This window comes from Thiomonas sp. UBA7699, from assembly GCF_002482605.1.
GTDB lineage: Bacteria > Pseudomonadota > Gammaproteobacteria > Burkholderiales > Burkholderiaceae_C > Thiomonas > Thiomonas arsenitoxydans.
The window spans coordinates 77,042-100,218 of sequence record NZ_DLGH01000013.1; the positions used below are offsets into that span (position 1 = coordinate 77,042).

At 64.3% G+C, this 23,177-nt stretch carries 22 protein-coding genes; 11 read left to right on the plus strand and 11 right to left on the minus strand.

All coding sequences use genetic code 11. The annotated features are described in order from the left end of the window. Positions 1-49: 49 nt before the first annotated feature. Together B3H47_RS05100 and B3H47_RS05105 are read right to left on the minus strand one after the other, a co-directional pair. Complete coding sequence (locus B3H47_RS05100; protein WP_286986305.1) at positions 50-1,495, minus strand: efflux transporter outer membrane subunit; 1,446 nt, start codon at positions 1,493-1,495, stop codon at positions 50-52. Between the two features lie 12 nt (positions 1,496-1,507). Further along, complete coding sequence (locus B3H47_RS05105; protein WP_286986306.1) at positions 1,508-2,071, minus strand: MarR family winged helix-turn-helix transcriptional regulator; 564 nt, start codon at positions 2,069-2,071, stop codon at positions 1,508-1,510. Between the two features lie 160 nt (positions 2,072-2,231). Between B3H47_RS05105 and B3H47_RS05110 the strand changes: the two genes are divergently transcribed. Both B3H47_RS05110 and B3H47_RS05115 read left to right on the plus strand, forming a co-directional pair. Continuing rightward, positions 2,232-3,653 (plus strand): coniferyl aldehyde dehydrogenase, encoded by a 1,422-nt coding sequence (locus B3H47_RS05110; protein WP_286986308.1) that lies wholly within the window; start codon positions 2,232-2,234, stop codon positions 3,651-3,653. Beyond that, the gene (locus tag B3H47_RS05115) at positions 3,653-5,323 is read left to right on the plus strand and encodes an Ig-like domain-containing protein (RefSeq protein ID WP_286986309.1); all 1,671 of its coding nucleotides are present in this window, start codon (positions 3,653-3,655) and stop codon (positions 5,321-5,323) included. Before B3H47_RS05110 ends, B3H47_RS05115 begins: the two co-directional genes overlap by 1 nt. 7 nt (positions 5,324-5,330) lie before the next feature. Here the strand turns inward: B3H47_RS05115 and B3H47_RS05120 are convergent, their stop codons facing one another. Further along, positions 5,331-6,002 carry a GNAT family N-acetyltransferase gene (locus B3H47_RS05120; protein ID WP_286986310.1) on the minus strand — a complete coding sequence of 224 codons (672 nt, stop codon included), beginning with the start codon at positions 6,000-6,002 and terminating at the stop codon, positions 5,331-5,333. A gap of 318 nt (positions 6,003-6,320) precedes the next feature. Here B3H47_RS05120 and rplM point away from each other — a divergent pair, with 318 nt between their 5' ends. From rplM to B3H47_RS05140, 4 genes are all read left to right on the plus strand, one after another. After that, positions 6,321-6,749, plus strand: a complete 429-nt coding sequence (gene rplM, locus B3H47_RS05125) for a 50S ribosomal protein L13 (RefSeq protein ID WP_013104413.1) — start codon at positions 6,321-6,323, stop codon at positions 6,747-6,749. Between the two features lie 9 nt (positions 6,750-6,758). Further along, positions 6,759-7,151 carry a 30S ribosomal protein S9 gene (rpsI, locus tag B3H47_RS05130; protein WP_013104414.1) on the plus strand — a complete coding sequence of 131 codons (393 nt, stop codon included), beginning with the start codon at positions 6,759-6,761 and terminating at the stop codon, positions 7,149-7,151. Between the two features lie 421 nt (positions 7,152-7,572). Beyond that, on the plus strand, positions 7,573-8,421 hold the full coding sequence (locus B3H47_RS05135; protein WP_156054042.1) for a GIY-YIG nuclease family protein: 849 nt from the start codon (positions 7,573-7,575) through the stop codon (positions 8,419-8,421). A gap of 87 nt (positions 8,422-8,508) precedes the next feature. Beyond that, positions 8,509-8,805: a hypothetical protein gene (locus B3H47_RS05140; RefSeq protein ID WP_286986311.1), complete on the plus strand. Its 297-nt coding sequence runs from the start codon at positions 8,509-8,511 to the stop codon at positions 8,803-8,805. A 193-nt stretch (positions 8,806-8,998) separates the two neighbouring features. Here B3H47_RS05140 and cydB read toward each other — a convergent pair whose 3' ends face one another. The 4 genes from cydB to glpD all read right to left on the minus strand — a co-directional run bounded on the left by cydB (position 8,999) and on the right by glpD (position 13,983). After that, on the minus strand, positions 8,999-10,024 hold the full coding sequence (cydB, locus tag B3H47_RS05145; protein ID WP_286986312.1) for a cytochrome d ubiquinol oxidase subunit II: 1,026 nt from the start codon (positions 10,022-10,024) through the stop codon (positions 8,999-9,001). Position 10,025: 1 nt separating this feature from the next. Next, entirely contained in the window at positions 10,026-11,510 is a 1,485-nt protein-coding gene (locus B3H47_RS05150) for a cytochrome ubiquinol oxidase subunit I (RefSeq protein WP_286986313.1), read from the minus strand. A gap of 153 nt (positions 11,511-11,663) precedes the next feature. Next, on the minus strand, positions 11,664-12,257 hold the full coding sequence (locus B3H47_RS05155) for a GbsR/MarR family transcriptional regulator (RefSeq protein ID WP_013122032.1): 594 nt from the start codon (positions 12,255-12,257) through the stop codon (positions 11,664-11,666). A gap of 136 nt (positions 12,258-12,393) precedes the next feature. After that, entirely contained in the window at positions 12,394-13,983 is a 1,590-nt protein-coding gene (glpD, locus tag B3H47_RS05160; RefSeq protein ID WP_286986314.1) for a glycerol-3-phosphate dehydrogenase, read from the minus strand. Between the two features lie 147 nt (positions 13,984-14,130). On the opposite strand from glpD, the gene B3H47_RS05165 reads away from it, so the two are divergent. The 5 genes from B3H47_RS05165 (at position 14,131) to B3H47_RS05185 (ending at position 17,341) form a co-directional block, all read left to right on the plus strand. Next, entirely contained in the window at positions 14,131-14,598 is a 468-nt protein-coding gene (locus tag B3H47_RS05165) for a MarR family winged helix-turn-helix transcriptional regulator (RefSeq protein WP_286986315.1), read from the plus strand. Continuing rightward, on the plus strand, positions 14,595-15,176 hold the full coding sequence (locus B3H47_RS05170; RefSeq protein ID WP_286986316.1) for a cytochrome b: 582 nt from the start codon (positions 14,595-14,597) through the stop codon (positions 15,174-15,176). The genes B3H47_RS05165 and B3H47_RS05170 overlap by 4 nt, the downstream gene beginning before the upstream one ends. Positions 15,177-15,228: 52 nt before the next feature. Next, complete coding sequence (locus B3H47_RS05175) at positions 15,229-15,807, plus strand: YceI family protein (protein ID WP_286986318.1); 579 nt, start codon at positions 15,229-15,231, stop codon at positions 15,805-15,807. 63 nt (positions 15,808-15,870) lie between these two features. Continuing rightward, positions 15,871-16,533, plus strand: coding sequence for a YceI family protein (locus tag B3H47_RS05180; protein WP_286986319.1), 663 nt, complete (start codon positions 15,871-15,873; stop codon positions 16,531-16,533). A gap of 10 nt (positions 16,534-16,543) precedes the next feature. Beyond that, positions 16,544-17,341, plus strand: coding sequence for a dioxygenase (locus B3H47_RS05185; RefSeq protein ID WP_286986320.1), 798 nt, complete (start codon positions 16,544-16,546; stop codon positions 17,339-17,341). A gap of 37 nt (positions 17,342-17,378) precedes the next feature. Here the strand turns inward: B3H47_RS05185 and B3H47_RS05190 are convergent, their stop codons facing one another. The 4 genes from B3H47_RS05190 to B3H47_RS05205 form a co-directional block, all read right to left on the minus strand. Further along, positions 17,379-18,560 (minus strand): acyl-CoA dehydrogenase, encoded by a 1,182-nt coding sequence (locus B3H47_RS05190; protein WP_286986321.1) that lies wholly within the window; start codon positions 18,558-18,560, stop codon positions 17,379-17,381. Positions 18,561-18,596: 36 nt separating this feature from the next. Next, on the minus strand, positions 18,597-19,421 hold the full coding sequence (locus tag B3H47_RS05195) for a hypothetical protein (RefSeq protein ID WP_286986322.1): 825 nt from the start codon (positions 19,419-19,421) through the stop codon (positions 18,597-18,599). A 216-nt stretch (positions 19,422-19,637) separates the two neighbouring features. Then, a complete protein-coding gene (locus B3H47_RS05200; RefSeq protein ID WP_286986323.1) occupies positions 19,638-21,230 on the minus strand; it encodes a sensor domain-containing diguanylate cyclase in 1,593 nt (530 codons plus the stop codon). A 252-nt stretch (positions 21,231-21,482) separates the two neighbouring features. Next, entirely contained in the window at positions 21,483-22,739 is a 1,257-nt protein-coding gene (locus B3H47_RS05205; protein WP_286986324.1) for an Hsp70 family protein, read from the minus strand. Positions 22,740-23,177: the final 438 nt, after the last annotated feature.

Here is a 23,177-nt window from a genome sequence, read left to right on the forward strand (position 1 = left end):
GCTCCGTTGGGATTCGATTCGTTTTTAGAAGGAGAAGTCAAAGCGTGGGTCAGGAGGATTTCGCAGGAGCCTGCTCGGGCATCTTCGGCGCGTTGTAGCCCCCGCCCAGGGCGCGAATCAGCGCCACGTCGTCGGCCAGCGCCTGCGCTTTCAAGTCCACCCCGGCCTGCTGCAGCTTGAGCACACTCGACTCAACCGTGAGCACGGTGAGGTAGTTCGACAGCCCGGCCTTGTAGCGCTGATCGACCAGGCGCAGCGCGTCCTGCGCAGCATCGAGCGCCTGCTGCTGTTGCGCGATCTGCTGACCGATGGATTGCCGCGCCGCGATGGCGTCGGCGACCTCATGCACTGCGTCCACCAGCGTGCCGTTGTATTGCGCGATGGCGGCGTCCGCCTGCGCCGATTTGCCGCGAAGCTGGGCGCGCAGCGCGCCGCCCTCGAAGATCGGCAGGGTGAGTGCGGGGCCGACGCCCAAGGTCTGGCTGCCGCCGGTCAGCCATTGGCTGAAGCCCAGCGCAGAGAACCCGGCGAATGCCGTGAGATTGACGTCGGGATAGAACGCCGCGCGGGCCGCCTTCACGCCGTGCAGCGCGGCTTCCACCTGCCAGCGCGCAGCGACGATGTCGGCGCGGCGGCCGATCAGCGAGGCGGGCAGCGTGTCGGGCAGGTTCATGGTCGGCAGGGCGGAGAGCTGCGGGGCGAGCGTGGCCGTGGCCTGCGGGGCTTGGCCGGTGAGCGCGGCCAGCAGATTGCGCGCCTGCGTGATCTGCACCGCAGTCTGGTCGAGCTGCAGACGGATCTGCGGCACTTCGGCCAGCGCCTGCTTCTCCTGCACCGTGGTTTCCAGACCGGCGCGCACGCGGTCCTGCACCAGTTTGAGCATGTGCTCGCGTTGCTGCAGGGTTTGCTGAAGCACGTTCTGGATGGCGATCAGCCGCGCAAGGTTCACATAAGCGCTGGCCACGTTGGATGCGAGCAGCACCCGCGCGGCCTGCTCCTGCGCGGCGGCGGCGTGGGCCTCGCCGATGGCGGCTTGCAGCGTTTGCCGGTTTTTGCCGAAAAAGTCCAACTCCCAGCTGCCTTGCAGCAGCGCCGAATTGTCGTAATACCAGTTGCTGCCGTAGGGGCCGTAGATGTAGTTGTTGCTGAACTGCTGGCGAGTGGAACTCACCGCGGCGCCCAGCTTGGGCTTGAGCGCGCTGCCTGCGCCCTGCACCTGCGCACGGGCCTGTTCGAGCCGCGCCTGCGCGACTTGCAGGCTGGGGTTGTCGGCCAGGGCGGTGGCGATCAGGCGGTCGAGTTCAGGATCGTGAAAGTCGGCCCACCAGCCTTTCTTGGGAAAGGCGGTCTGCACCGGCTGCAAGCCGAGTTGCTGCGGACGAGTGAGCTGGGCCGTGGGCGCGATGCCTTCGGTGCTGGCGCAGCCCGCCAGTAGCAGGGCTGCCAAGAGCGGCGCGGCCAGCGTGGCGGATCGAACGAAAGGTCTGTTGAGCATGATGAGAACGGGTCAGGAGGGGTTGTTGTCGTTGTTTTCTTCGGGGTCGCGTTCCTGCACCACCAGTTGCGGGCCGGGGGCTGCCTTGTTGGCTTCGGCCAGCGCCTCGCCATTGGCGATGAAGCGCCGCAGCAGGTCGAGCAACTGGGCAAACTCCTTGGGGCTGAAGCCGCGCAGATGGTCGTTGAGCACCTCGGAGAGCACATGCGGAATTTGCGCCGCCACCTCGCTGCCGCGCGGGGTGAGCGAGAGGTTGACCACGCGGCGGTCGCTGCAACTGCGCTCGCGCACCAACAGGCCCTTGGCTTCCAGGCGGTCGAGCATGCGGGTCATGGCGCCGGCATCGGTCTGCATTTCGCGGGCGCAGGCGGCCACGGTGTCGCAGCCTTGGTGCACATGCAGCAGCGGATGCCATTGCGAGCCGGTGAGGTCGAGCCCCTGCAGTTGATGCTCCAGATTGCGCACCAGCACCGCCAGCGCGACTTTCATCAGAAAGCCGACCGAGTTGTCCTTGGCATACTCCGAGCCGTCGTAGAAACGCGGCGCGGTCGTGGGAGTGGGGGCGGAAGAATTCATGCCGCGCAGTTTATTGCTTAGGCAAATACTGCCTGAGTTGTTTTTTGATACCCGATTCAGCGAAGGGGTTTTGTCGAGCGGGGCATGGCAAACCAATTTTTCATGCTGGCGGCATCCGACTTACCATGCTTTGCTGCATGTTCAGTTTGCCGCCAAAGCCATGGATCGCGCCCCTGATTTCGCCGCTTCACTCCAGCAGACTTTCAGCGTGCTGCGAGCGGCGTTCGACGCCGCGCCCTATCCCGACTGGACGCTGCGACGCGACCGGCTGCGACGACTGCAGGCCTTGCTGCGCACTCATGCGGCCGAGTTCGCCGAGGCCATCGACGCCGATTTCGGCGGCCGCCCGCCGCCCGAAACCGGCATGCTCGAACTCGTGCCCAGCCTGACGGGCATCGCCGATGCGCTCAAGCACGGCAAAGGCTGGATGCGTCCGCGCGCCGCCTCTGTTTCACCCTGGTTTTTTCCCGCCCGGGCGCGGGTGCTGCCCCAGCCGCTGGGCGTGGTAGGCGTCATTGCGCCGTGGAACTACCCACTGGTATTGGCGGTGGCGCCGCTGACGGCGGCGCTGGCTGCGGGCAACCGGGCGATGGTCAAGCTCTCCGAGTTCACGCCCACGTTCAGCGCGGTGTTCGCGCAGCGGGCCGGACAAACCTTTGCGCCCGACGAAGTGGCGGTGGTGCAGGGCGATGCAGAAATCGGCGCCGCTTTCAGCGCCTTGCCGTTCGACCACCTGCTGTTCACCGGCTCCACCGGGGTGGGCAAGCGCGTCATGGCGGCGGCGGCGGCCAACCTCACTCCCGTCACGCTGGAACTCGGCGGCAAATCGCCCGCCGTCATCACGCCGGGTTACGACCTGGCGCACGCGGCCCAGCGCATCCTCTACGGCAAGCTGCTCAACGCCGGGCAGACCTGTATCGCGCCCGACTATGTGCTCGTGCCGCGTGCGCAGCAGTCTGACTGGGTTGCCGCCTGCCGCGCCGCGGCGCAAAAACTCTATCCCGACGGCCTGCGCAGCCCCGACTACACCAGCATCATCGACCATCGCCAATACAGCCGTCTGCTCGGGCTACTGGGCGAAGCTCGCGCCGCCGGCGCGCAGGTGCATGCCCTGTTCGACGGCGTGCAGGCCGACGATCTGCGCCACCGCCTCGCGCCCGCGCTGGTGTGCGACGCCCCGGCCTCGGTGCGCTTGATGAACGAAGAAATCTTCGGTCCGCTGCTGCCCGTGGTGGCCTATGACGATCTGGCGCAGGCGCTGGCTCATCTACGCAGCCAGCCGCGCCCGCTGGCGCTGTACTGGTTCGACCACGACCGCCAGCGCACCGCCGATGCCCTGCTGCACACCCATGCCGGCGGCGTGACGGTCAACGATACCTTGCTGCACTTTGCGCAAGACGAGTTGCCCTTTGGCGGCGTTGGGGCGTCCGGCATGGGCAGCTATCACGGCCGCTGGGGATTCGATACCTTCAGCAAGCTCAAGCCCGTACTTTTTCAGACGCGGTTCTCTGGCGTCGGCCTGGCCGCGCCGCCCTACGGGCCGCGTACCCGCTGGCTGATGAAGTTCATGGGGAGACTGTGATGCGCAGGCGCTGGGTCGAGCAATTTGCGGTCATCGTGGCGCTGTGCACCGTTGCGGGTACGGCGAACGCGCAAAGCGCACCCGAGCCCTTGCCAGCCTCCGGCGCCAGCGATGTGGCCCGCACAGTGACGCCCGGGCTTCGCTTTGCCGCCCCGGCGCAGGCGGCCGCCATCACGGCAGACCGCTTGCTGTTGCTCGCCCCGGACGGGGCTGCGGTTCGCGGCCTGGTGCGCACCTCCGGCGACCGCGCAGTGTTCGAGCCCACCGTGCCCTTGGTTGGCTGCACCACCTACACCCTCCTGCTGAACGCGCCAGAGCGCGTGCGCAGCCGCTTCACCACCGCGTGCAGCGCATGGAGTGCGCCCGTGCAGATCGACGACAGCCGTACAGCGCACCAAGTCGATCTGCCCGTCAGCGGCGCGCAAGTGGCGGCAACGGCCGACGGTGACTTTGTCGCGGTGTGGTTTCAGGACGATGCGGGCCGCCGCGCCATTCTGGCCACGCGCTTCAACCCGGACACGCAGGTCTGGAGCCGCCCGCAAGCCATCGATCTGCAAGGGCCGCAAGCTGGGGCGTCGAGCATTCCCGCCATCACGGCGGATCGCCAGGGGCGCCTCACCGTCGTGTGGTTTCAGGCGGTGGATGGCCGCAACGCCGTATTTGCGGCGCGCAGCGATGGCGGCGCGTGGCAGGCCCCGCAGCGGCTCGATCAACCCGCGCTGCCCGGCAACGCCACCAATCCCCAACTCGCCGCCGACGCCGCGGGCAATGTCACCGTGGTCTGGCAGCAGCCCGACGGCCGCCACACCGCCATTTATGCGGCCCATTGGCAACAGGCAGCGCTGCGCTGGCTGCCCGCGCAGCCCGTTGATCGCGGCCCTGCCAATGCGTACAACCCGGTGATTGCCGCCACGCCGCAAGGGCAGGTGGTAGCCGCCTGGCAGCAGGGGACTTCCGGGCGCGAGGCGGTGTTTGCCGCGGCGTTGCAGCCTTCCGGCCAGTCGTGGGATGCGCCACGGCGTCTCAGCGCAGAGGGCATCGCCGCCACAAGCCCTGCGCTCACGGCTACACCGCAAGAGGCCATCGTCGCCGCATGGGTGCAAGGTCGGGATGCGTTGCAGCGCATTGCCGTCAGCCAGCTTCTGCCCGTGGGCAGCGGCGCTGCGTTTCGCTGGAGCGCGCCGCAGATTCAGCACAGCACGGCCTTCACCGGCCCGGCGCTTTCGCCCGCGCTCACCGCCGATGCCGCGGGCGATCTCACGCTGATGTGGGAACAGGCCAAGTCGGCGCAGGGTGGCCCGGTGCGATACGCCATACTCGCCGCCCGGCGCGATGCTGGCGCGGATGCCGCCTCGGCTCGCTGGTCGCCGCCGCAGCAGATCGACGACCCCGCGCTGCGCAGCGCGGGCAACCCGGTGTTGGTGACCGATGCGGCGGGCAATGTGCGTTGCGCCTGGTATCAAGACGGGCCCAGCGGAATGCAGGTGCAGACCGCGCGCTACAACCCGGCCGAGCAGCGCTGGCAGGCGCCGCAGACCTTGTCCGACCCGAGCGCCACGGTGCAGGCCAGCTTTCCCGCGCTGGCCGTCGATGCGGTGGGGAGCACCATGGCCGTGTGGCAGCAGTTCAACGGCTGGCGCACCCTGGCCGTCGCCCGCTGGCTGCCGTGAGGTCGGTTCAGGCCGTGTCGCTGCAGCGACCGAACAGCCAGAAACAACGCCATTGGCGCATCGCCGCCTTTACCCAGTAGTCGATCTGACCGGTCTGGTTTTCCATCAGCGCATTGAAGTGGCTCTGGTAGTTGTCTTCCGGCAACTCTAGATACGCTTCGGTTTCGCCGCCCTCGTTATGCACTTTCATGCCGGCCCGGCGCGCGATTTTGAGCATCGCGGCATTGCTGCTCAGGCACTGCATGTAAAGCACACGCAGCCCGCGGTTGCGCGCGTCCACCGCCGCGCGTGCAAACAAGCGCGTGCCGATGCCCAGCCCGCGGCCTTTGGGCAGCACCGAGACGCCAAACTCCGCCCGCTCCGTCTGCCCCGGTTCGATGGCGATATGCGCCACCGCCAGCAACTCCAGCTTGCGGTTGAACACGCCAAAAATCTCGTCCGATTCGAAGCGGATGGAATCGACGTAAAGACGCACGCGCTCGTCGCTCGCGGCGTAGCCAAAGCGCAGATAGCGATCATCCGGCCCCAGCGCCAGAAAATGCCGCAGCAACTGCTCGCGATGTTCCGGCCCGATCGGGCGAATCGGGATGATCGGCGCGGACAGATGCCGAGCGCGGGGCGGGACGGCCGACGCGCTGCCTGTGGCTTGTAAGGGAGCGGTCTCGGGAGGCTGAGTCATATCGAATAGAAGCAAGATTGCTGCAATGCAGCATAGGTCACATAGTTTAGGCGCTGCCCCTGCAAACACAAGGAACAGGGACATTGCCGCGCCCTTGCCGCCACAACGCGCATGAAAATCAAGCACTTGCCAGTGACAAACCCGCTCACCTGTCTATAATGACGCGTTTGGCTTCGAGCGGGGGCCAGAAAACCCATGCCGGCGGGCGCGGGGCAGAGCGTCTCAACGTTGAAGAACATCTCGACATTGAGGCCCGCTGCCGCACATCACTGGTGGGCTCATTCATATCTCGCTCAAACATCGTTCATAGGAACAACCATGAAAACCTTCAGCGCCAAACCGGCCGAAGTCGTGCATGAGTGGTTCGTGATTGACGCAGAGAACAAGGTTCTCGGTCGGGTCGCCAGCGAAGTGGCCCTCCGTCTGCGTGGCAAACACAAACCCATCTATACCCCGCACGTCGATACCGGTGACTTCATCATTGTCGTCAACACCTCCAAAATTCGTGTGACCGGCAACAAAGCCAACGACAAGACCTACTACCGTCACACCGGCTATCCCGGCGGCATCTACGCCACCAAATTCAAGGATATGCAGGCGCGTCACCCCGGCCGTGCGCTGGAACTGGCAGTCAAGGGCATGCTGCCCAAAGGCCCGCTCGGTTACGCCATGATCAAGAAGCTCAAGGTCTATGGGGGTGCAGAGCATCCGCACAGCGCCCAACAGCCCAAGACTCTCGACATCTAAGGACAGGCGATGATCGGAAACTGGAATTACGGCACAGGCCGTCGCAAAAGCTCCGTGGCCCGCGTCTTCATCAAGAAGGGCACCGGCAAAATCACGGTCAACGGGAAAGACGTCGAGCAGTATTTCGGCCGTCAGACCTCCATCATGATCGTCAAGCAACCCCTCGTTCTCACCGAGAACGTCGAGAGCTTCGACATCAAGATCAACGTCCACGGTGGCGGCGAAACCGGCCAGGCCGGTGCGGTGCGTCACGGCATCACCCGCGCGCTGATCGACTACGAGGCCACCCTCAAACCCGCGCTCTCCAAGGCAGGCTTCGTCACCCGCGACGCACGCGAAGTGGAGCGGAAAAAAGTGGGCCTGCGCGGCGCCCGTCGCGCCAAGCAGTTCTCCAAGCGCTGATACCTTTTCGCGCTTTGCTGCTTACAAAAACCCGCCTTGTGCGGGTTTTTGTTTGCTCAGACGCAGAATGACCCAGGATTGAGTTGACGAGCAGGCGGTCCAGCGGGATAGTTGTATCTCCGCAGCGCACATGTCCCGTGGGTGTTGCATTTGTACTCCTCAGCCACTCGTGCCTGGACCGCATGACCATGCTCAATTGATCGCGTAGGCGTGGGGACTTGGGAGGATAGGCGACCGGGTTCATTACGACTTTGACTGCTGTTTTTATAAACAAAACATAGCCCGCAGGCCAGTTGTCAAGCGGCTTCCAGAGGGTCGGCCATCTCAGGGCAAGGGTAATGCGCATAGGATATTATGTCGAATAACATCGGATTTCCAATTTATCCGATGATCTACATTAAGTTATACGTAGGAATAATTCGTGCCAACAGCTACTCTTAAAATATTTCTTGCATACGGCGATCCGAAGAGGCTGCGAACTGCTGAGCTATCAAATTGGACTGGAAAGGCTGTTTCTGGACCAAGGAGTGAGTTTGAAAAAGTGTTAGAGCGCGAGGAGTCAATTGGGTCTGGCGTCTACTTTCTAACTGGAACCGACCCAGAAACTAATAGGAGCGCAATCTATATCGGTGAAGCCGAGTGCATCAAGGATCGCGTTAAATCGCATCTATCGAGAGATTTCTGGAACAACATTACATTCTTTGTTACGAAAGATGAGAACCTTACTAAGGCTCATATAAAGTATCTCGAAGGGAAATTGATTAATATCGCGCGAGCAACCGAACGGGCTATTGTCATGAACGGTCAAGGTAGCGGAGCAAGACTTCCAGAGTCAGATCGCGAAGATATGGAGGTATTTCTAGAAAAAATGCAGCAGGTTCTTCCAGTTCTCGGAGTTGAGGCGTTCTTAGATAAAACGTCATCTACTGCGCATAGTAAGCAGGAGAGGGAACTGCTTAGTTGTAACATTAAAGGGCTAACCGCCACAGGCTATTTGACTCCAAATGGAATTGTTGTACTTGAAGGATCTCAGGCGGTTTTGGAAGAGCGGGCTTCTGCCCAAAAATGGCCAAGCGTGCTGGCGCAGCGGAATAAACTTATTGAAGAGGGTGCGCTCGTCGCAAAAGACGGCGCATACGTTTTCGTGAAAGATGTTGAATTCACAAGTCCGAGTTCCGCAGCGGCAACGATTCATGGTGGTAGTGCCAATGGGTTAACAGCATGGGTGAATAAAGATGGCGTTCAGCTCAAGCAGCTACAAAACGTATAATAAGTCGCTTGTTCGGACGCATACTACGCTGCGCTTCGTTTGAGCCGCACAGCTTGATCGTTAGGTAAACTCAGCGGAAATACCGAGATGTCTGGGTATGACTTTAATCGTCCATTTGTTGATGCCAGCAGTCTGCTTGAATTTCGTGCGACTGATTCGGAGGTTGCTTTACGCTACGGAAAATTCGTGAGAGCCACCCAAATGAGCAATTCCGAATATGCACAGAGATACGCACGCATGGCTCAAAGCAGCAACACGAAGGCGCCTCCACGTCACGGCTATATCTTTATGGGCTATCTGGTTATTCGAAAATTCGGAACTCCAGGTCAATATGAAACATGGATACCAGATCATGCTATTGAAGGTATCTATGCCCCAGCCTAATAATTTCGTCGAGGGTGACAGTCTGCAAGCTGCGCTTGCAGATACCCTTCGCAGCTTCGCGGCTTTGCCCACCCCTCACGTCAGACGTTAGGAAAAAGCTGAGGGGCAGATCTAGATCAATAGCATTTGGCGTGAATACGGCCAACCCAACTCCGAACGGTTTTCACATCCGGCTGGCCCGGAAGTGGCGTGCTCAATAAGCGTGCTCCGCGTCCGGGTCGATTTTTCCGCGAAAGACGATGTATTGATAGACGTTGTAGGTAATCATCACCGGGATGAGCATGCCGATGCCGATGAGCATGAACACCAGGGTGCCGCTGTCTGAGGCGGCCTGGTCGATGGTGAGCGAGCCGGGCACGATGTACGGATACCAAGTGGCGGCCAGTCCGGCGAAAGAGAACAGGAAGATCAGCATGGTCCAGACAAACGGCGCCACTTCGGCCTGCCGCTTGAGGGCGCGCAGCAGCATGACGAAGCTGAGTAAGGCCAGCGCGGGCAGCACGGCGAAGAAGTAGATGTTCGGGGTGGTGAGCCAGCGGGCGAAGATCTGCGGGAATTGCAGCGGCGTCCAGACGGTGACCACGGCGCCGACGGCGAGCATGATCCAGGCGAGCAGCTGGCCGCGCTGGTAGCAACCGGCCTGAATGTCGTCTTTGGTCTTGATGATGAGGTAGGTCGAACCCAGCATGGCGTAACCGGCCACCACGCCCAGCACCACGATGACGCTGAAGGGCGAGAGCCAGTCCCACACGCTGCCCACGAACACGCCGTTGACCACCTTCACGCCATTGAGCAAGCCACCGAGCGCAAACCCCTGGGCGATGCTGGCCAGCAGGCTGCCGAGGCCGAACATGGCGCCCCAGAAGGCTTTGCGCTCGGAGAGTTCGTGAAACTCGAACGACACGCCGCGCAGCATGAAGCCCAGCAGCATGAGGATGATCGGAATGTAGAGCCCATGCAGCACGGTGCCGTAGGCCAGCGGAAAGGCGCCGAACAGCGTGCCGCCGATGACCACCAGCCAGGTCTCGTTGGCGTCCCAGATGCTGCCCAGGCTGGCCATCATCACCTTTCGGCGGCGCTCGCCGACGAACAGCGAGAGCACCCCCACGCCGAGGTCGAAACCGTCGAGCACCACATAAAACACCATGAACAGGCCGATGATGAGGAACCAAACGGTGGCCAGAACGTGATGCAGTTCCTGCGGGTTGCCGAAGTCCATCTCACTGCCCTCCTTTCACCGCGAGCTTGGCGCTGACCGAGGCGGGCGCAATCGGTGCGACAGGCGGGGTGAAGGGGACGTGCTTGGGCGCAGCAGCGTGTTCCGGCTTACCACCCTGGCCGGGTGCGCCGGGCGGGTCTTCGAAGCTCGGGCCTTTGCGGATCATGCGTGCAGCAAAGACGAAGGCGGTGACGCCGATCACGCCGTAGAACAGCATGTACATGGCGAGTGACCACAGCACGGTGTCGGCCGGCAGGTTGCTCACGCCCTGGCTGGTGCGCATCATGCCGTAGACGATCCACGGCTGGCGGCCTACTTCGCGGGTCATCCAGCCGGCTTCAACCGCGGCGTAGATGGCGGGTACCGCGAGCAGCCAGCCACGCAGCAGCCATTTGTTTTCGCTGATGCGCGCCGCAGTCATGCGCTCACGTTTGCGCCACAGCATCCACAGCGTCCAGAAGGCCATGAAGGCGACAAACACCCCGGCGGCCACCATGACGCGGAAGGCGTAAAACGGAATCCACACTGGCGGCTGGTCTTGTGGCTTGAAGTGATCCAGGCCGACGACTTTGCCCATCATCGTTTTGGTCACGATCATGCTCAGACCATCGGGAATTTCCAGCGCCCAGTCGTTTTTCTGCTCTTTCTGGTTAGGAATAGCCAGCAGCGCCCACGGTGCGCCCTCGCCGGGCTTGTTGGTATGCCAGTGCGCCTCGATGGCGGCGAGCTTGGCAGGTTGAGTCTCGGCCAGCGAGCTCCCCGCAGAATCGCCAATAAAAATCTGCAGCGGTGCGACGATGAACAACGAGATCACCGCCCACTTGAACGCCGGACGGAAGAAATCGACATGGCGTTTTTTGAGCAGGTAATACGCGCTCACCCCGGCCATGACAACCAGGCTGAGCTCGATCGCGGCGGTGAACATGTGGCCGAAGCCATAGGGCAGATCGGGGTTGAACACCGCGTCATACCAGTTGGTGATGGCGAACTTGCCGTCCACCAGCTTCACCCCGGCGGGCGTTTGCATCCACGAATTGGCCACCATGATCCAGAAGGCCGACAAGGTGCTGCCAAAGGCCACCATGCCGGTGGCGAAAAGGTGCATCTTGGGGCCGACGCGGCCCCAGCCGAACAGCATGATGCCGAGAAACCCGGCTTCGAGCATGAAGGCCATCGCCGTCTCGAAGCCGAGGATGTTGCCCATGAAGTCGCCGGCCGAGGTGGAGAACGGCCCCCAGTTGGTGCCGAAGGAAAACTCCATCGGAATGCCGCTGATGACGCCGACGCCGAAGTTGATGAGGAACAGCTTGGTCCAGAACTTGACCTGGTGAAAGTAGAAGACGTTTTTGGTCTTCACCCACGCGGCTTCCATGCCGAACAGCACCAGCGCCAGCCCGATGGTGAGCGGCGGCCACATGATGTGGAACATCGCAATGAAGCCAAACTGCGCCCGAGCGAGGAACTCAGGGTTTTGAAGCCAATCCATGATGCACTCCTGAAGAGGGGGATGTCGGTTGGCGGGCCTTGCCGCGCAGGGCGGCGGGTTGAGCCAACGATAAGCGGGACGCGTTACAGCGGGGTGACGCTCTGCGGCGGCGGCAGGTCAATGCGCAAAGTCCAGCAGAAGGCGGTGCACATCTCAGTTCTCCACCACTTGCAGCGCGGCGACTTTGTCGCCCCGCCTGCGCGTAGCCACCTGCTTGACGCGGCTTTTGAGGGCGATGAGCTTTTGCACCGCGCCGCCCAGTTGCATGAGCTGGCGCACGTCTTCGCTGGGCATGCGCTGAATATCGTCGAACCACTGCGTGGCCAGTTCGATGAGATCGTGCATTTCGCGCATGCGCTGCTGCGCGTATTGCTCGGAAGCGCCCTCGGGCTGAGACAGCAGGGCGTCGCGCAGCATGGACAGGGTGGGGTCGATTTCGCGCTTGCGGCGTTCCTCGGCCAGGGTGCGGAAAATAGCCCACACGTCTTCTGGCGCAGAGAAATAATCGCGCCGGTCGCCGGGCAGGTGCTGCATGCGCACCAGGTTCCAGGCACCCAGCTCCTTGAGCCCCATGCTGACGTTGGAGCGCGAAAAATCGAGCGCGGCGGCGATTTCGTCGGCATTGAGCGGGCGCTCGCTGACGAACAGCAGGGCATAAATCTGGCCGACGGTGCGGTTGATGCCCCAGCGGCTGCCCATTTCGCCAAAGTGCAGCACGAAGCGCTGGGTGAGTTCCGGGAGTTGCATAAGTGGTTTGATCGAAGTTTCAGGAATTTCTGAAAGTCGAAGAAATTGTCTGACTTAGATCAAGCGCAAGGGGTAACGAGACGTGTTGCCCCTATACCCATCCGGGTATTTTCCCGCGCGACGGCGCAGCGCGTAATCAGCGGCTGGCGAGCCAGTCGGATACGGCGTGAGGATGGGAGGAGGCCGGGTGATCGGCGAGCAGGTGCAAACCGAGTTTGCTGCGGCGCCAAAGCACATCGTCGGCGCTGGCGGCCCATTCGGTGTCGCGCAAATAACGCAGCTCGGTCTCGAACAAACCGGGGGCGATCTCGGCGCCGAGGTCTTGCAGGCGTGCCGCGCTTTGCCCACCTGTGGTTTGCAGCACGCGGTCGATGCGGCTGCCGTAGGCGCGGGCCAGACGCTGCGCTAGGTCGGGCGGCAGCCACGGATAGCGTTGCTGCACGGTTTGAACGAAACGGGCGAAGTCGGTGTCGGGGCGCTGCGCGGGGCCGATCCAGCCCGACAGATCGCCACCGGGAAGAAAGGCGCCGTGCGTCCACGCCGGGCGTGCTTCGCCGAGGGCGGCGCAGAGCTGGTCGGCGGCCTGTTCGGCGAGCTTGCGGAAGGTGGTGATCTTGCCGCCCCACACGGTGAGCAGCGGCGCGCCTTCGCGGTCGAGTTCGAGCTTGTAGTCACGGGTCGCGGCCTTGGCATCGCCCGCGTGATCTTCGAGCAGGGGGCGCACGCCGGCGTAGCGCCAGACGGTCTGCTCGGGCCGCAACTCGGTGCGGAAGTAGCGGTTGACTTCGGCGCAGAGGTAGGCGGCTTCGGCCTCACTGCAAGTCTCGGCGCTGTCGGGGTCGGACACTTCGACATCGGTGGTACCGATCAGGGTGAAGTCGCGCTCGTAGGGAATGGCGAACACGATACGGCCATCGTCCGCCTGAAAGATGTAGGCGTGCGGATGATCGAACAGGCGCGGCACGACGATGTGGCTGCCGCGCACCAGCCGCAGCGAGCGGCGCTCGCGCGGCGGCTGCCCGTCGGCGTTGTGCACCGTGCGCTTGAGCAGTTGTTCGGCCCACGGGCCTGCCGCGTTGACCAGGGCGCGGGCGCTCACCCGCTGCTCGTGACCGGCGGCATCGCGCAGCGTGGCTTGCCAGCCCGTGCCGTGGCGCGTGGCGGAGGTGCAGGTGGTGCGGGCCAGCACGGTGGCGCCATGTTCCGCTGCGTCCACCGCGCACAGGGTCACCAGCCGGGCGTCGTCCACCCAGCCGTCGGAATACATGAAGCCGCGGGTGTATTCGGCCTTCAGCGGGGCGCCTGCGGCATGGGTGCGCAGATCGATGCTGCTTGAGCCCGGCAGCCACTCGCGCCGCGCCAGATGGTCGTAGAGAAACAGCCCGGCGCGAATCATCCAAGCCGGGCGCATGGCCGGTGCGTGCGGCATGACAAAGCGCAGCGGCCACATCAGATGCGGCGCGCTGCGCAACAGCACTTCGCGCTCCTGCAAGGCCTTGCGCACCAGGCCGAACTCGTAATACTCCAGATAGCGCAGGCCGCCGTGAATCAGCTTGGTGGAGGCCGAGGAAGTGTGCGCCGCAAGGTCGTCGCGTTCGCACAGCACCACCTTGAGGCCGCGCCCGGCCAGATCGCGCGCAATGCCCGCCCCGTTGATGCCGCCGCCGACGACCAGCACGTCGCAGGCGATACCGGGCGGGGGCGAAGAAATAGCAGCGCTGTTCATGCCGACATGGTAGGAGGGGCGGCCTCGAAGCGTGAACTTCAGGCCGCGATGCGCGTGCCGGTGGCGCGGAACCGCAATGACCCTGCGCGCAGAGATAGTTCTAATCAGAACTAAGATGCGCAGCATGTTCTTTTCCCTGGTTGCGCCGTGACTTCCCCGCCCCCCTTTCTGCCCTTGTTGCGCGAACTCGTGCGCACCTATCAGGCGTTCGAGCGTTACTCCGCGGCGCATGTGCAAAGCCTGGGGTTGACCCCGGCGCAATTCGACGTGGTGGCCACGCTGGGCAACACCGAGGGCATGAACCCCAAGCAGCTGGGCGACAAGACCCTGATTACCAAGGGCACGCTGACCGGCGTGGTCGATCGCCTGCTGGCCAAGGGCTTGGTGCAGCGTCTGCCCGATCCGAGCGATGGCCGTGGGCAGATCGTGCGGCTGACGACGCGGGGGCAGAAGGTGTTCGAGCAAGTGTTTCCTGCGCATGGGGCGCATCTGGCGCAGGCGTTCTCAAAACTGAGCGCTGCCGAGCTGATCGCGTCGCAGCAGGCCTTGCACAGTCTGCGGCAGGCGCTGGAGCAGGCGGGCGCTCACGCGGGTACTCAGGAGGGGGAGAGATGAGCTCCACCCCGGCTGCCGAAGTGGCCCGCTACACCTTGCCCGCGCAGTTGCTGCACTGGCTGATTGCCCTGTTGATTTTCGGCCTCTTTCCGCTGGGGCTTTATATGCACGGGCTGCCGCTTTCAGTGCGCAAAATCGAGTTGTATTCGTGGCACAAATGGTTCGGCATCACCGTGCTGCTGTTGGTGGTGCTGCGCATCGGCTGGCGGCTCACACATCGCCCACCGCCGCTGCCCGGCGATATTCCGCCCTGGCAGCAGGCGACTGCGACCCTGATGCACGAACTGCTCTATCTGCTGATGCTTTGCATACCGCTGAGCGGCTGGGCGCTGAGTTCGGCGGCTGGTGTGCCCGTGGTGTGGTGGGGCGTGTGGAAGCTGCCCAATCTGCTGCCCGCCAACCCGGCGATGGCGCATCTGCTCGAACTAGTGCATGCCACGTTGAACTACACCCTGGCCGCCTTGGTTGCCGTGCATATGGCGGCGGCGCTCAAGCACCAGTTCATCGATCACGACGGCGTGCTGCTGCGCATGCTGCCGCGTCTGTTGCCGCGTTCGTTGCCACGCCCGCGCCGCTGATGGGCTCAAGACTCTCGAGCCGCATGCGCTTTTTTGGAAAAGGAAATCAACCATGTCGCCACTCTCGATCAAAACGCTGTGCGGCGGCGCCCTGCTGTCGATCTGCGCTGCAGCCTGGGCGCAGCCCCTTCCCGCTGCGGCCTACACCCACGCTTTGCCTGCGTCGAGCGTGAGCTTCAGCGCCACCCAGATGGGCGTGCCGATGAAAGGCCACTTCAAAACCTTGACCGCGCAGATCGACTTCATGCCGGGCGACCTTGCCAAGTCGAATGTCGAGGTTGCGGTGCAGTCGGCCAGCGTGGACGCGGGCAGCGCCCAGACCAACGCCCTGCTCGCCGGAGCCGACTGGCTGGCGGCCAAAGCCGATCCGCAGGCCCGTTTCGTCTCCAGCCAATTCACCCCCGATGGACCGGGACGCTACTGGGTTAGCGGCACCTTCAGCGTGAAGGGCCACAGCCAGCCGCTGCGCGTGCAGGTGAGCACCCACCCCGACGGCAAAGACCTGATCATGGACGCCGCCTTCACGCTCGACCGCACCGCCTTCGGCCTGGGCACCGGCTCGTGGGCGGACACCAGCGTGGTGGCCGCCGCCATTGCGGTGCAGGTGCATCTGGTCGTTTCTCCGCAATAACAACTGACATAACTGACACAACTGACTTACCGCACACCACACTCTCTCTGAAAGGACTTCACCATGTTGCGTTCAAGCTCCCGCTCACTTCTGGCCCCCGCGCTTTCAACCGCCGTGGCCATGGCGCTCTGCGCCGCACCGGCCTGGGCCGCCGAAGCCACGGCGCCGCAGGCCTATGTTCACAAGCATGCCGATCCGGCGGGGAGTTACCGCGTCGATCCTGATCATTCCGGGGTGCAGTTCACCATCGGCCACGCGGGTGTCGGGCGCTTTACCGGGGTGCTCAAACGGGTGACCGGCAGCTACACCTTCGACCCTGCGAACCCCGCCAAAGACAAGGCCGATATCGTCATTCCCGTGCAGAGTCTGGACACCTTTTTGCCGCAACGCGATACCGATCTGCTGGCCGCGCCGTTTTTCGATGCCGCTGCGCACCCCGACATCCGCTTCGTCGGCACGCGCTATGTGCCGCAGAACAAGACCCACGGCAAGCTCTACGGCAACCTCACCCTGCGCGGCGTGACCCACCCGGCGACCTTCGAGGTGACGCTGGAAGGCGCAGGCGATGTGGCCTATCTGCCCAAACCCTGGGGCGGTTATCTCAGCGGCTTCGTCGCCACCACCACGATCAACCGCATGGACTACGGCATGACCGCTTTCGCCGCCGGCCTGAGCCATGAGGTGAAAGTGCGCGTGGAGATCGAAGGCGTGCGCACCCCATCATGAGGAGCTGAACATGCCCGATCAGCGCATGCCCACGTTGTTTGTCTCTCACGGCTCGCCCATGCTGCCGCTGGAGCCGGGCAGCGCCGGGCCGATGCTCCAGGCGCTCGGGCAGGCTCTGCCGCGGCCCGAGATCATCCTCGCCTTTTCGCCGCACTGGATGGCGAGGCAGCCCATTCTGGGTACCAGCACGCGGCCCGCGACCCTGCACGACTTCGGCGGTTTCGACCGCGCGCTCTATGCCCTGCAATACCCCGCGCCCGGCGCGCCGCAGTGGGCTGCGCGGATAGAAGCACTGTTGCGCGAAGCCGGCTGGGGCGTGCACGAAGACGCGCAGCGCGGGCTCGATCACGGCGTCTGGTCACCGCTTCGCCTGATGCTTCCGCAGGCGGATATTCCGGTGATGCCGCTGGCCATGCCCTGGCCGCTTGACGCCGCGCTCGCCTACCGCCTGGGCGCGGCGCTGGCGCCGCTGACCGAGCAAGGCGTCTTGCTGTTCGGCACTGGCAGCCTGACGCACAATCTGCACGAGTTTCACCCGTCCGCCCGCACCGACGATCCACCGGCCGCCTACGTGCAGGCTTTCGTCGAATGGATGCGCGGCATGATCGACCGCGGCGACACCCCGGCGCTGCTCGACTACCGCCGCAGAGCGCCGCATGCGGCACGCGCGCATCCCACCGACGAGCATCTGCTGCCCCTGTTCTGGGCGCTGGGCGCCGCTGGCGAGGGCGCCACGCCGCGTCATCATGCCGGGGGCGTGCACTACGGCAACCTCAGCATGGACGCTTGGGAGTTTGTCGCCGCCTGAGCGGGAATGCGCCGCGTCGCGGACGGTGGCGTGAGACTCAGAACGCCGCGATGCCCGTGATCGCCCGGCCGAGAATGAGGGCGTGGATGTCGTGCGTGCCCTCGTAGGTGTTGACCACTTCGAGATTCACCAAATGGCGGGCCACGCCGAATTCGTCTGAAATGCCGTTGCCGCCGAGCATGTCGCGCGCGGTGCGGGCGATGTCGAGCGCCTTGCCGCAGTTGTTGCGCTTAAGCAGCGAGGTGACTTCGGGCGCCGCCGTGCCTTCGTCCTTCATGCGCCCCAGGCGCAGCACGCCCTGCAGCCCCAGGCTGATGTCGGTCGCCATATCGGCCAGTTTTTTCTGGATGAGCTGATTGGCCGCCAGCGGACGGCCGAACTGCTTGCGGTCGAGCACATACTGCCGCGCACGGGCGTAGCAGTCTTCCGCCGCGCCCATCGCGCCCCAGGCGATGCCGTAGCGCGCGCTGTTCAGGCAGGTGAACGGGCCTTTGAGTCCGCGCACCTGCGCAAAGGCGTTTTCCTCGGGGCAGAACACCTGGTCCATCACGATCTCGCCGGTGATCGAGGTACGCAGGCCGACCTTGCCGTGTAGGGCCGGTGCGCTCAGCCCCTTTGCCCCTTTGTCGAGCACGAAGCCGCGAATCTCGCCCGCGTCGTCCTTGGCCCAGACCACGAACACATCGGCGATCGGGCTATTGCTGATCCACATCTTGTTGCCAGTGAGCGCATAGCCGCCGGGCACGGCACGGGCGCGCGTGCTCATGCCGCCGGGGTCGGAGCCGTGATCGGGTTCGGTCAGCCCGAAGCAGCCGATCCATTCGCCGCGGGCCAGCTTGGGCAGATACTTCTGCTTCATCGCTTCGGAGCCGAAGGCGAAGATCGGCAGCATGACCAGCGAACTCTGCACACTCATCATCGAGCGATAGCCCGAATCGACCCGCTCGACCTCGCGCGCGATCAGCCCGTAACCCACATAGTTCAACCCCGCGCCGCCATAGGCCTCGGGAATCGTCGGGCCGAGCAGGCCGAGCGCTCCCATTTCGCGGAAGATCGTCGGGTCGGTGGTTTCATGGCGGAAGGCGCTGAGCACACGCGGCGCGAGCTGGTCTTGGCAATACGCCTGCGCGGCGTCGCGCACCGCCCGTTCGTCGGCGCTGAGTTGGGCGTCGAGCTGCAGCGCATCGTCCCATTGAAACGCGGGTTTGGAGGAGGCCATGGGTTTTCCTTGCAGGAGAAATCAATCAGGGGCAAATCATCTTACGGCGGGCGCCCGGCCCGGCCATGTTCTTCCCAGCAGCAGCCGGTAAAGCCGCATCATCCCCCAGAAAAACAGCAGGGGCAGCACCACGGTCTGTATCAGAAAGACGGCCGCCAGGGTGATGAGGTGCGACACGATACCGCTCGCCTTGGCCTGCAGCGCCTGCACCTGCTGGCCGATGTCCTGCGTCTGCGACCACAGTTGTCTGAGCTTGTCCAAGGCCCCGCCGTCGGCCTGCGCCGCCGTCTGCGCTTCAGAGGCCGCGGGGGTGGACAGGCTGACCTGCTGCTGAGCGGCGGCGTAGTCGCGCGACATCAGCAGCGAATAGGTCAGCTCGCTGGCCAGCGAGGCGGCCGGCACGCTCAGGCTCAGCACCAACAGGCCAACCGACAGCCGCGCCAGCCAGGGCGGTGCGCGGCGCTCTCTGAGCACCAGCACAGCCCAGGCCAGAAACAAGGCGGAGAGCACCACCGCCAGCGGCCAGGCGCTGAACACCGAGATCAGCACTTGCTGCATGGCAAACGACAAAGTCGCCACCAGCATGACGGTGGAAAACTGCTCGACCAGATCGTCCAGAGGGTCGAGTGCCGCGCCCGGCTGCACCGAAGCGCCCGCGCCGATCTGAAAACTCACTGACGCACTCTTGGCCACGCTGAGCACGCCGTTGAGCGCCCGCGCCGAAGCAAACGTCACCAGCGCGCGCTGCAGTCCCGACTCGACAGACCGTTGCGCCGTGGCTTGCAGCGGACGCCACCACACCAGCGCCAGAACCAGCGCGAACACCGTCAGCAACGCCGCCTTCCTCTGCTTGCTCTCCATGATGCATTCCCTCGAAAAATCGCCCAGCGCCCAGCATAGAAGGAAGTGTGTTGGGTCTGCACGCATAAGGGACGGCGGTGTTTTGCCGTCAAGGCGGCGAATGGCGCTGCTTCAAACCAGCCTCGATCGCGCGTCTTGCCGCTCAATCCCTCAGGCTTGCATCAGCGCATGAGCAAACGCCGGGTCGCCCCTCGGGCGCGCAGCAGCGTCAGACGCCTACAAAACCGAGGCCGCCGCCAGCTCCACCCGGTTGCGGCCGTTTTGTTTGGCCTGGTACATGGCCGTATCGGCACGGCCCAGCGCGGCTTCCAGAGTGCTCTCGCCAGGCTGCAGAACGGTGACGCCGATACTCAGCGTCATCGGCACCCGCAGCCCCTGGATGCGTAGCGCATGTCGCGACACCGACAGGCGGATGCGATCAGCCAGTTCATACGCGTTTTCCAGGCTAGTGGCGGGCAGGAAGACGGCGAACTCCTCGCCGCCGATCCGCCCGATCACGTCGCCCTGGCGCAGCGCGGCGTTCATGCGATTGGCCAGCTGCACCAGCACGGTATCGCCCACGGCGTGACCGTGCGTGTCGTTGACGCGCTTGAAGTGGTCGGCGTCGATCAGCAGCAGACTGGGCGCCTGGTCGCGGGCGGATTGCAGCAAGGCATTGGCGCGCTCAAAAAAGCCCCGGCGGTTGTAGAGCCCGGTCAGCGCGTCGGTCTGGGTCATGCGGGTGAGCGCCTGCTCGCGCTGCTTGCGGTCGGTGATTTCCACCAGACTGGTGAGCACCGCGGCCTTGTTGTCGAAGCGCAGGCTGCTGGCGGCCAGCATGACGTGGATGTGATTGCCGCTGGAGGTGAGCATGCGCACATCCACAGGGCCCGCCTCGCCGCGTGCTTTCAGCGCATCGGTCACGGCGCTGCGAGTGCGCGCGTCCGCGTAAAAATTCGAGGCATAGGCAGAGCCCGGTTCAGTGTGGCGCCGTTCCGGGTCGAGCAGGGCCTGAGCAGCGCGGTTGAATCGCAACACCGAGCCGTTGTCTTGCTGGCTCAGGACCAGCGGCACCGGGCAGACCTCGAACAGATGGCGCAGATTGCCCTCTGCGGTGCGGCGCTCCCGCATTTCTTTTTCCAGCCTCTGGCGTTCGAGCCAGAGCTGGCGGCCGGAGCGGGCGTTGTGGGCGGCAGTCATCCACCCCAGAATGTGCACATACAGCGCGATGACCAGCAGCGCGCTCAGGTCGCGCCACGAGGCGTGATGCCACCCGTAGGCCTGAATGAACAGGCTGGCGGTGCCCAGCGGCAACAGCCAGAAGTTGACCGGGCTGAGCATGGGCACGAAGGCATAAGCCGACGCCACTATGAGCAGGCCGGTCAGTCCCTGATAGGGTGAGAACTCGCCATAGCCCAAATTGACCAGACGCAAGGCGACGATGGCTCCGAGTTCAAACAGAATCAGCGCCGTGCGCAATTGCGCCGGACGCGCGACAGCGCCGGGTCGCGCCACGCGCCAGAGATACAGGCCCAGCGCCAACACGGCCAGCCGCACGGCCAGCAGCCAGAAGAACGGGGGGCTATCGTGCAGCTGGGTCCAGTCGACGATGCTGCCGAGCAAACACACCAGACCGCCCAACAGCCCGAGCAGGCGCAACCGCGCGGCGATATCGGGCCAGAGATCATGCACATAGGCGTGCTCGTCCTGTCTGCGCAGAAACAGGCCGAGCCGGCCGATGGGTGGCGAGGCTTCGCCGGTCAGGCGTGCCGACTCGCTGCCGCTGGTGGCAGAACGGGGCTCAAGACTGCGGCGAGGCCAGGGGGTCATGTGCGCAACGGCAAAAATCAGGTGGCTGAGAGCGCCCCCAGACCTGCCGCGTTCGCGTCAGGCCCCCCGAGGGGGATGAGAAAACTTGGGGCGGCCCGGCGTTTTCTCATGAGGGAAATGTAAACATTGTTCCCGAACTCGGCGGCAGGCGTCTCGGAAAAATGTCACAGCGCAGCCTGTTTTTCGGAATGGCCAACGCACCCGCCTTTTTTCCGGCGGTACCGCGTGCAGGCGCGCCAGTTGCGCAACGAATCAACCGCGGCTGTACGCCAGGCCCGAGGCCACGCCGCCGAACAGGTCGCCGACCACCAGCTCCACGCCGTCGAACTCGGCCTGCAGTGCGCGCTGAAACGGGCGCAGCGCGCTCGACCCACCGGTGAGGTAGATCGCATCGAGTGCGCCGTCGCCCAGGCCCGCGCGCTGCACGCAGTCGCGGGCGCAGGCCACGGTACGCGAGAGCAAATCCGCCAGATGATCGCGCAGATCGGCGGGGGTGAGCGAGGCCTGCAGCCCCTTCTCGATGAACGACAGCATGATGGCCGTATCGGCATCGTCCTGCGAGCAGCGGATCTTGGCCTGCTCGACCTCATGCGCCAGCCGGTGCCCCTCGCGGTGGCGCAGCACCGTCATCAGTCGCTCGTGCAAGCGGGGGTCGGCATAGTCTTCGCGCAGCGCCTGCGCCTGACTCAGCGCGCGCGGCAGATACAGCCACTGGATCAGGTGCCAGGTCGAGAGATCGAAAAACACGCGGCTGGGCACCTCGCGCTGCTGCGGCCCCAGGTGGCGGTAGCCCAGCAGGGGCATGGCCCGCTCCAGACTGAGCTTGTGGTCGAAATCGGTCCCGCCGATGTGCACCCCGGTAGTGGCGAGCACGTCGGCGCTGCGGTCGGCTTGCGCACTGCGCTGCGGGCCCAGTCGCACCACGGTGAAGTCGGACGTGCCGCCGCCCACATCGACCACCAGCACCAGACTCTCGCGCGACAGACGGCGCTCGTAGTCGAGCGCCGCTGCGATGGGCTCCAGTTGAAACGTCACCTGCTCGAACCCCACCGCCAGGGCAGCCTCGTGCAGCGAGCGCTGCGCCTGCGCGTCGCGCTGCGGGTTGTCGTCGACAAAGTGCACCGGTCGGCCCATGACCACCCGCGTGGGCGCGCGGCCCAGCGCCTGCGCCGCACGTTGGCGCAACTCGGCAAGGAAGGTCGCCACGATGTCTTGAAAGCTGACCTGCTGGTGGTTGACTTCCGTCTTCTCCAGCAGCAGCGGGCTGCCCAGCAGACTTTTGAGCGAACGCATCAGCCGCCCTTCCGAGCCGCTGAGGTATTGCCGCACGGCGTCGCGCCCGAAGTGCGTGCGGTGGTCTTCCGCATTGAAGAACACCGCCGTGGGCATGGCCAGCGCTTCGCCCTCCAACGGAATCAGACGCGACAGTCCGTGTGGCTCCGCCCAAGACACCGCCGAATTGGAGGTGCCGAAATCAATGCCGAGCGTGCCGTGTAGAGGGGACATCATGAACAAAAGTGAGGTTGCCGCAGTGCTGCACGCGATGCAGCGGGCTGCGCAGTTTACTCACCTTGAACCCAGATCTTCCATCAGGCGGGGCTTCGCCCCTACACGGGCGCTGGCGGGCGCGAGTTTGAGAATCCAGGGCGTCTTTGCCCCCGCGCTTCGCGCCCATAGCGATGGCGATGGGCTTGTCACGCAGGGCCAAATCCACCCCACCCCACCCCAACCCTCCCCACAAGTGGGGAGGGAGTGATTTCACCTCCCCCACGCCGTGGGGGAGGTCGGGAGGGGGATCCCCAACCCGCCGCGCCATCAACCCGTGTCCCCATGGAAAATCTGGGTTGAAAGAGCGGCATTTGTGCGGCGGGCTAACTGGCGCGACGCAGAGGCGGGTTTGCGCGCGCGCACAAAAAAGCCGGGATAAAAACCTTCCCGGCGAAGTCC

Coding starts and splice junctions, on each gene's coding strand:
- B3H47_RS05100 (WP_286986305.1), bottom strand. CDS start 1,495: ATGCTCAACAGACCTTTCGTTCGATCCGCCACGCTGGCCGCGCCGCTC.
- B3H47_RS05105 (WP_286986306.1), bottom strand. CDS start 2,071: ATGAATTCTTCCGCCCCCACTCCCACGACCGCGCCGCGTTTCTACGAC.
- B3H47_RS05110 (WP_286986308.1), top strand. CDS start 2,232: ATGGATCGCGCCCCTGATTTCGCCGCTTCACTCCAGCAGACTTTCAGC.
- B3H47_RS05115 (WP_286986309.1), top strand. CDS start 3,653: ATGCGCAGGCGCTGGGTCGAGCAATTTGCGGTCATCGTGGCGCTGTGC.
- B3H47_RS05120 (WP_286986310.1), bottom strand. CDS start 6,002: ATGACTCAGCCTCCCGAGACCGCTCCCTTACAAGCCACAGGCAGCGCG.
- rplM (WP_013104413.1), top strand. CDS start 6,321: ATGAAAACCTTCAGCGCCAAACCGGCCGAAGTCGTGCATGAGTGGTTC.
- rpsI (WP_013104414.1), top strand. CDS start 6,759: ATGATCGGAAACTGGAATTACGGCACAGGCCGTCGCAAAAGCTCCGTG.
- B3H47_RS05140 (WP_286986311.1), top strand. CDS start 8,509: ATGTCTGGGTATGACTTTAATCGTCCATTTGTTGATGCCAGCAGTCTG.
- cydB (WP_286986312.1), bottom strand. CDS start 10,024: ATGGACTTCGGCAACCCGCAGGAACTGCATCACGTTCTGGCCACCGTT.
- B3H47_RS05150 (WP_286986313.1), bottom strand. CDS start 11,510: ATGGATTGGCTTCAAAACCCTGAGTTCCTCGCTCGGGCGCAGTTTGGC.
- B3H47_RS05155 (WP_013122032.1), bottom strand. CDS start 12,257: ATGCAACTCCCGGAACTCACCCAGCGCTTCGTGCTGCACTTTGGCGAA.
- glpD (WP_286986314.1), bottom strand. CDS start 13,983: ATGAACAGCGCTGCTATTTCTTCGCCCCCGCCCGGTATCGCCTGCGAC.
- B3H47_RS05170 (WP_286986316.1), top strand. CDS start 14,595: ATGAGCTCCACCCCGGCTGCCGAAGTGGCCCGCTACACCTTGCCCGCG.
- B3H47_RS05175 (WP_286986318.1), top strand. CDS start 15,229: ATGTCGCCACTCTCGATCAAAACGCTGTGCGGCGGCGCCCTGCTGTCG.
- B3H47_RS05180 (WP_286986319.1), top strand. CDS start 15,871: ATGTTGCGTTCAAGCTCCCGCTCACTTCTGGCCCCCGCGCTTTCAACC.
- B3H47_RS05185 (WP_286986320.1), top strand. CDS start 16,544: ATGCCCGATCAGCGCATGCCCACGTTGTTTGTCTCTCACGGCTCGCCC.
- B3H47_RS05190 (WP_286986321.1), bottom strand. CDS start 18,560: ATGGCCTCCTCCAAACCCGCGTTTCAATGGGACGATGCGCTGCAGCTC.
- B3H47_RS05195 (WP_286986322.1), bottom strand. CDS start 19,421: ATGGAGAGCAAGCAGAGGAAGGCGGCGTTGCTGACGGTGTTCGCGCTG.
- B3H47_RS05200 (WP_286986323.1), bottom strand. CDS start 21,230: ATGACCCCCTGGCCTCGCCGCAGTCTTGAGCCCCGTTCTGCCACCAGC.
- B3H47_RS05205 (WP_286986324.1), bottom strand. CDS start 22,739: ATGATGTCCCCTCTACACGGCACGCTCGGCATTGATTTCGGCACCTCC.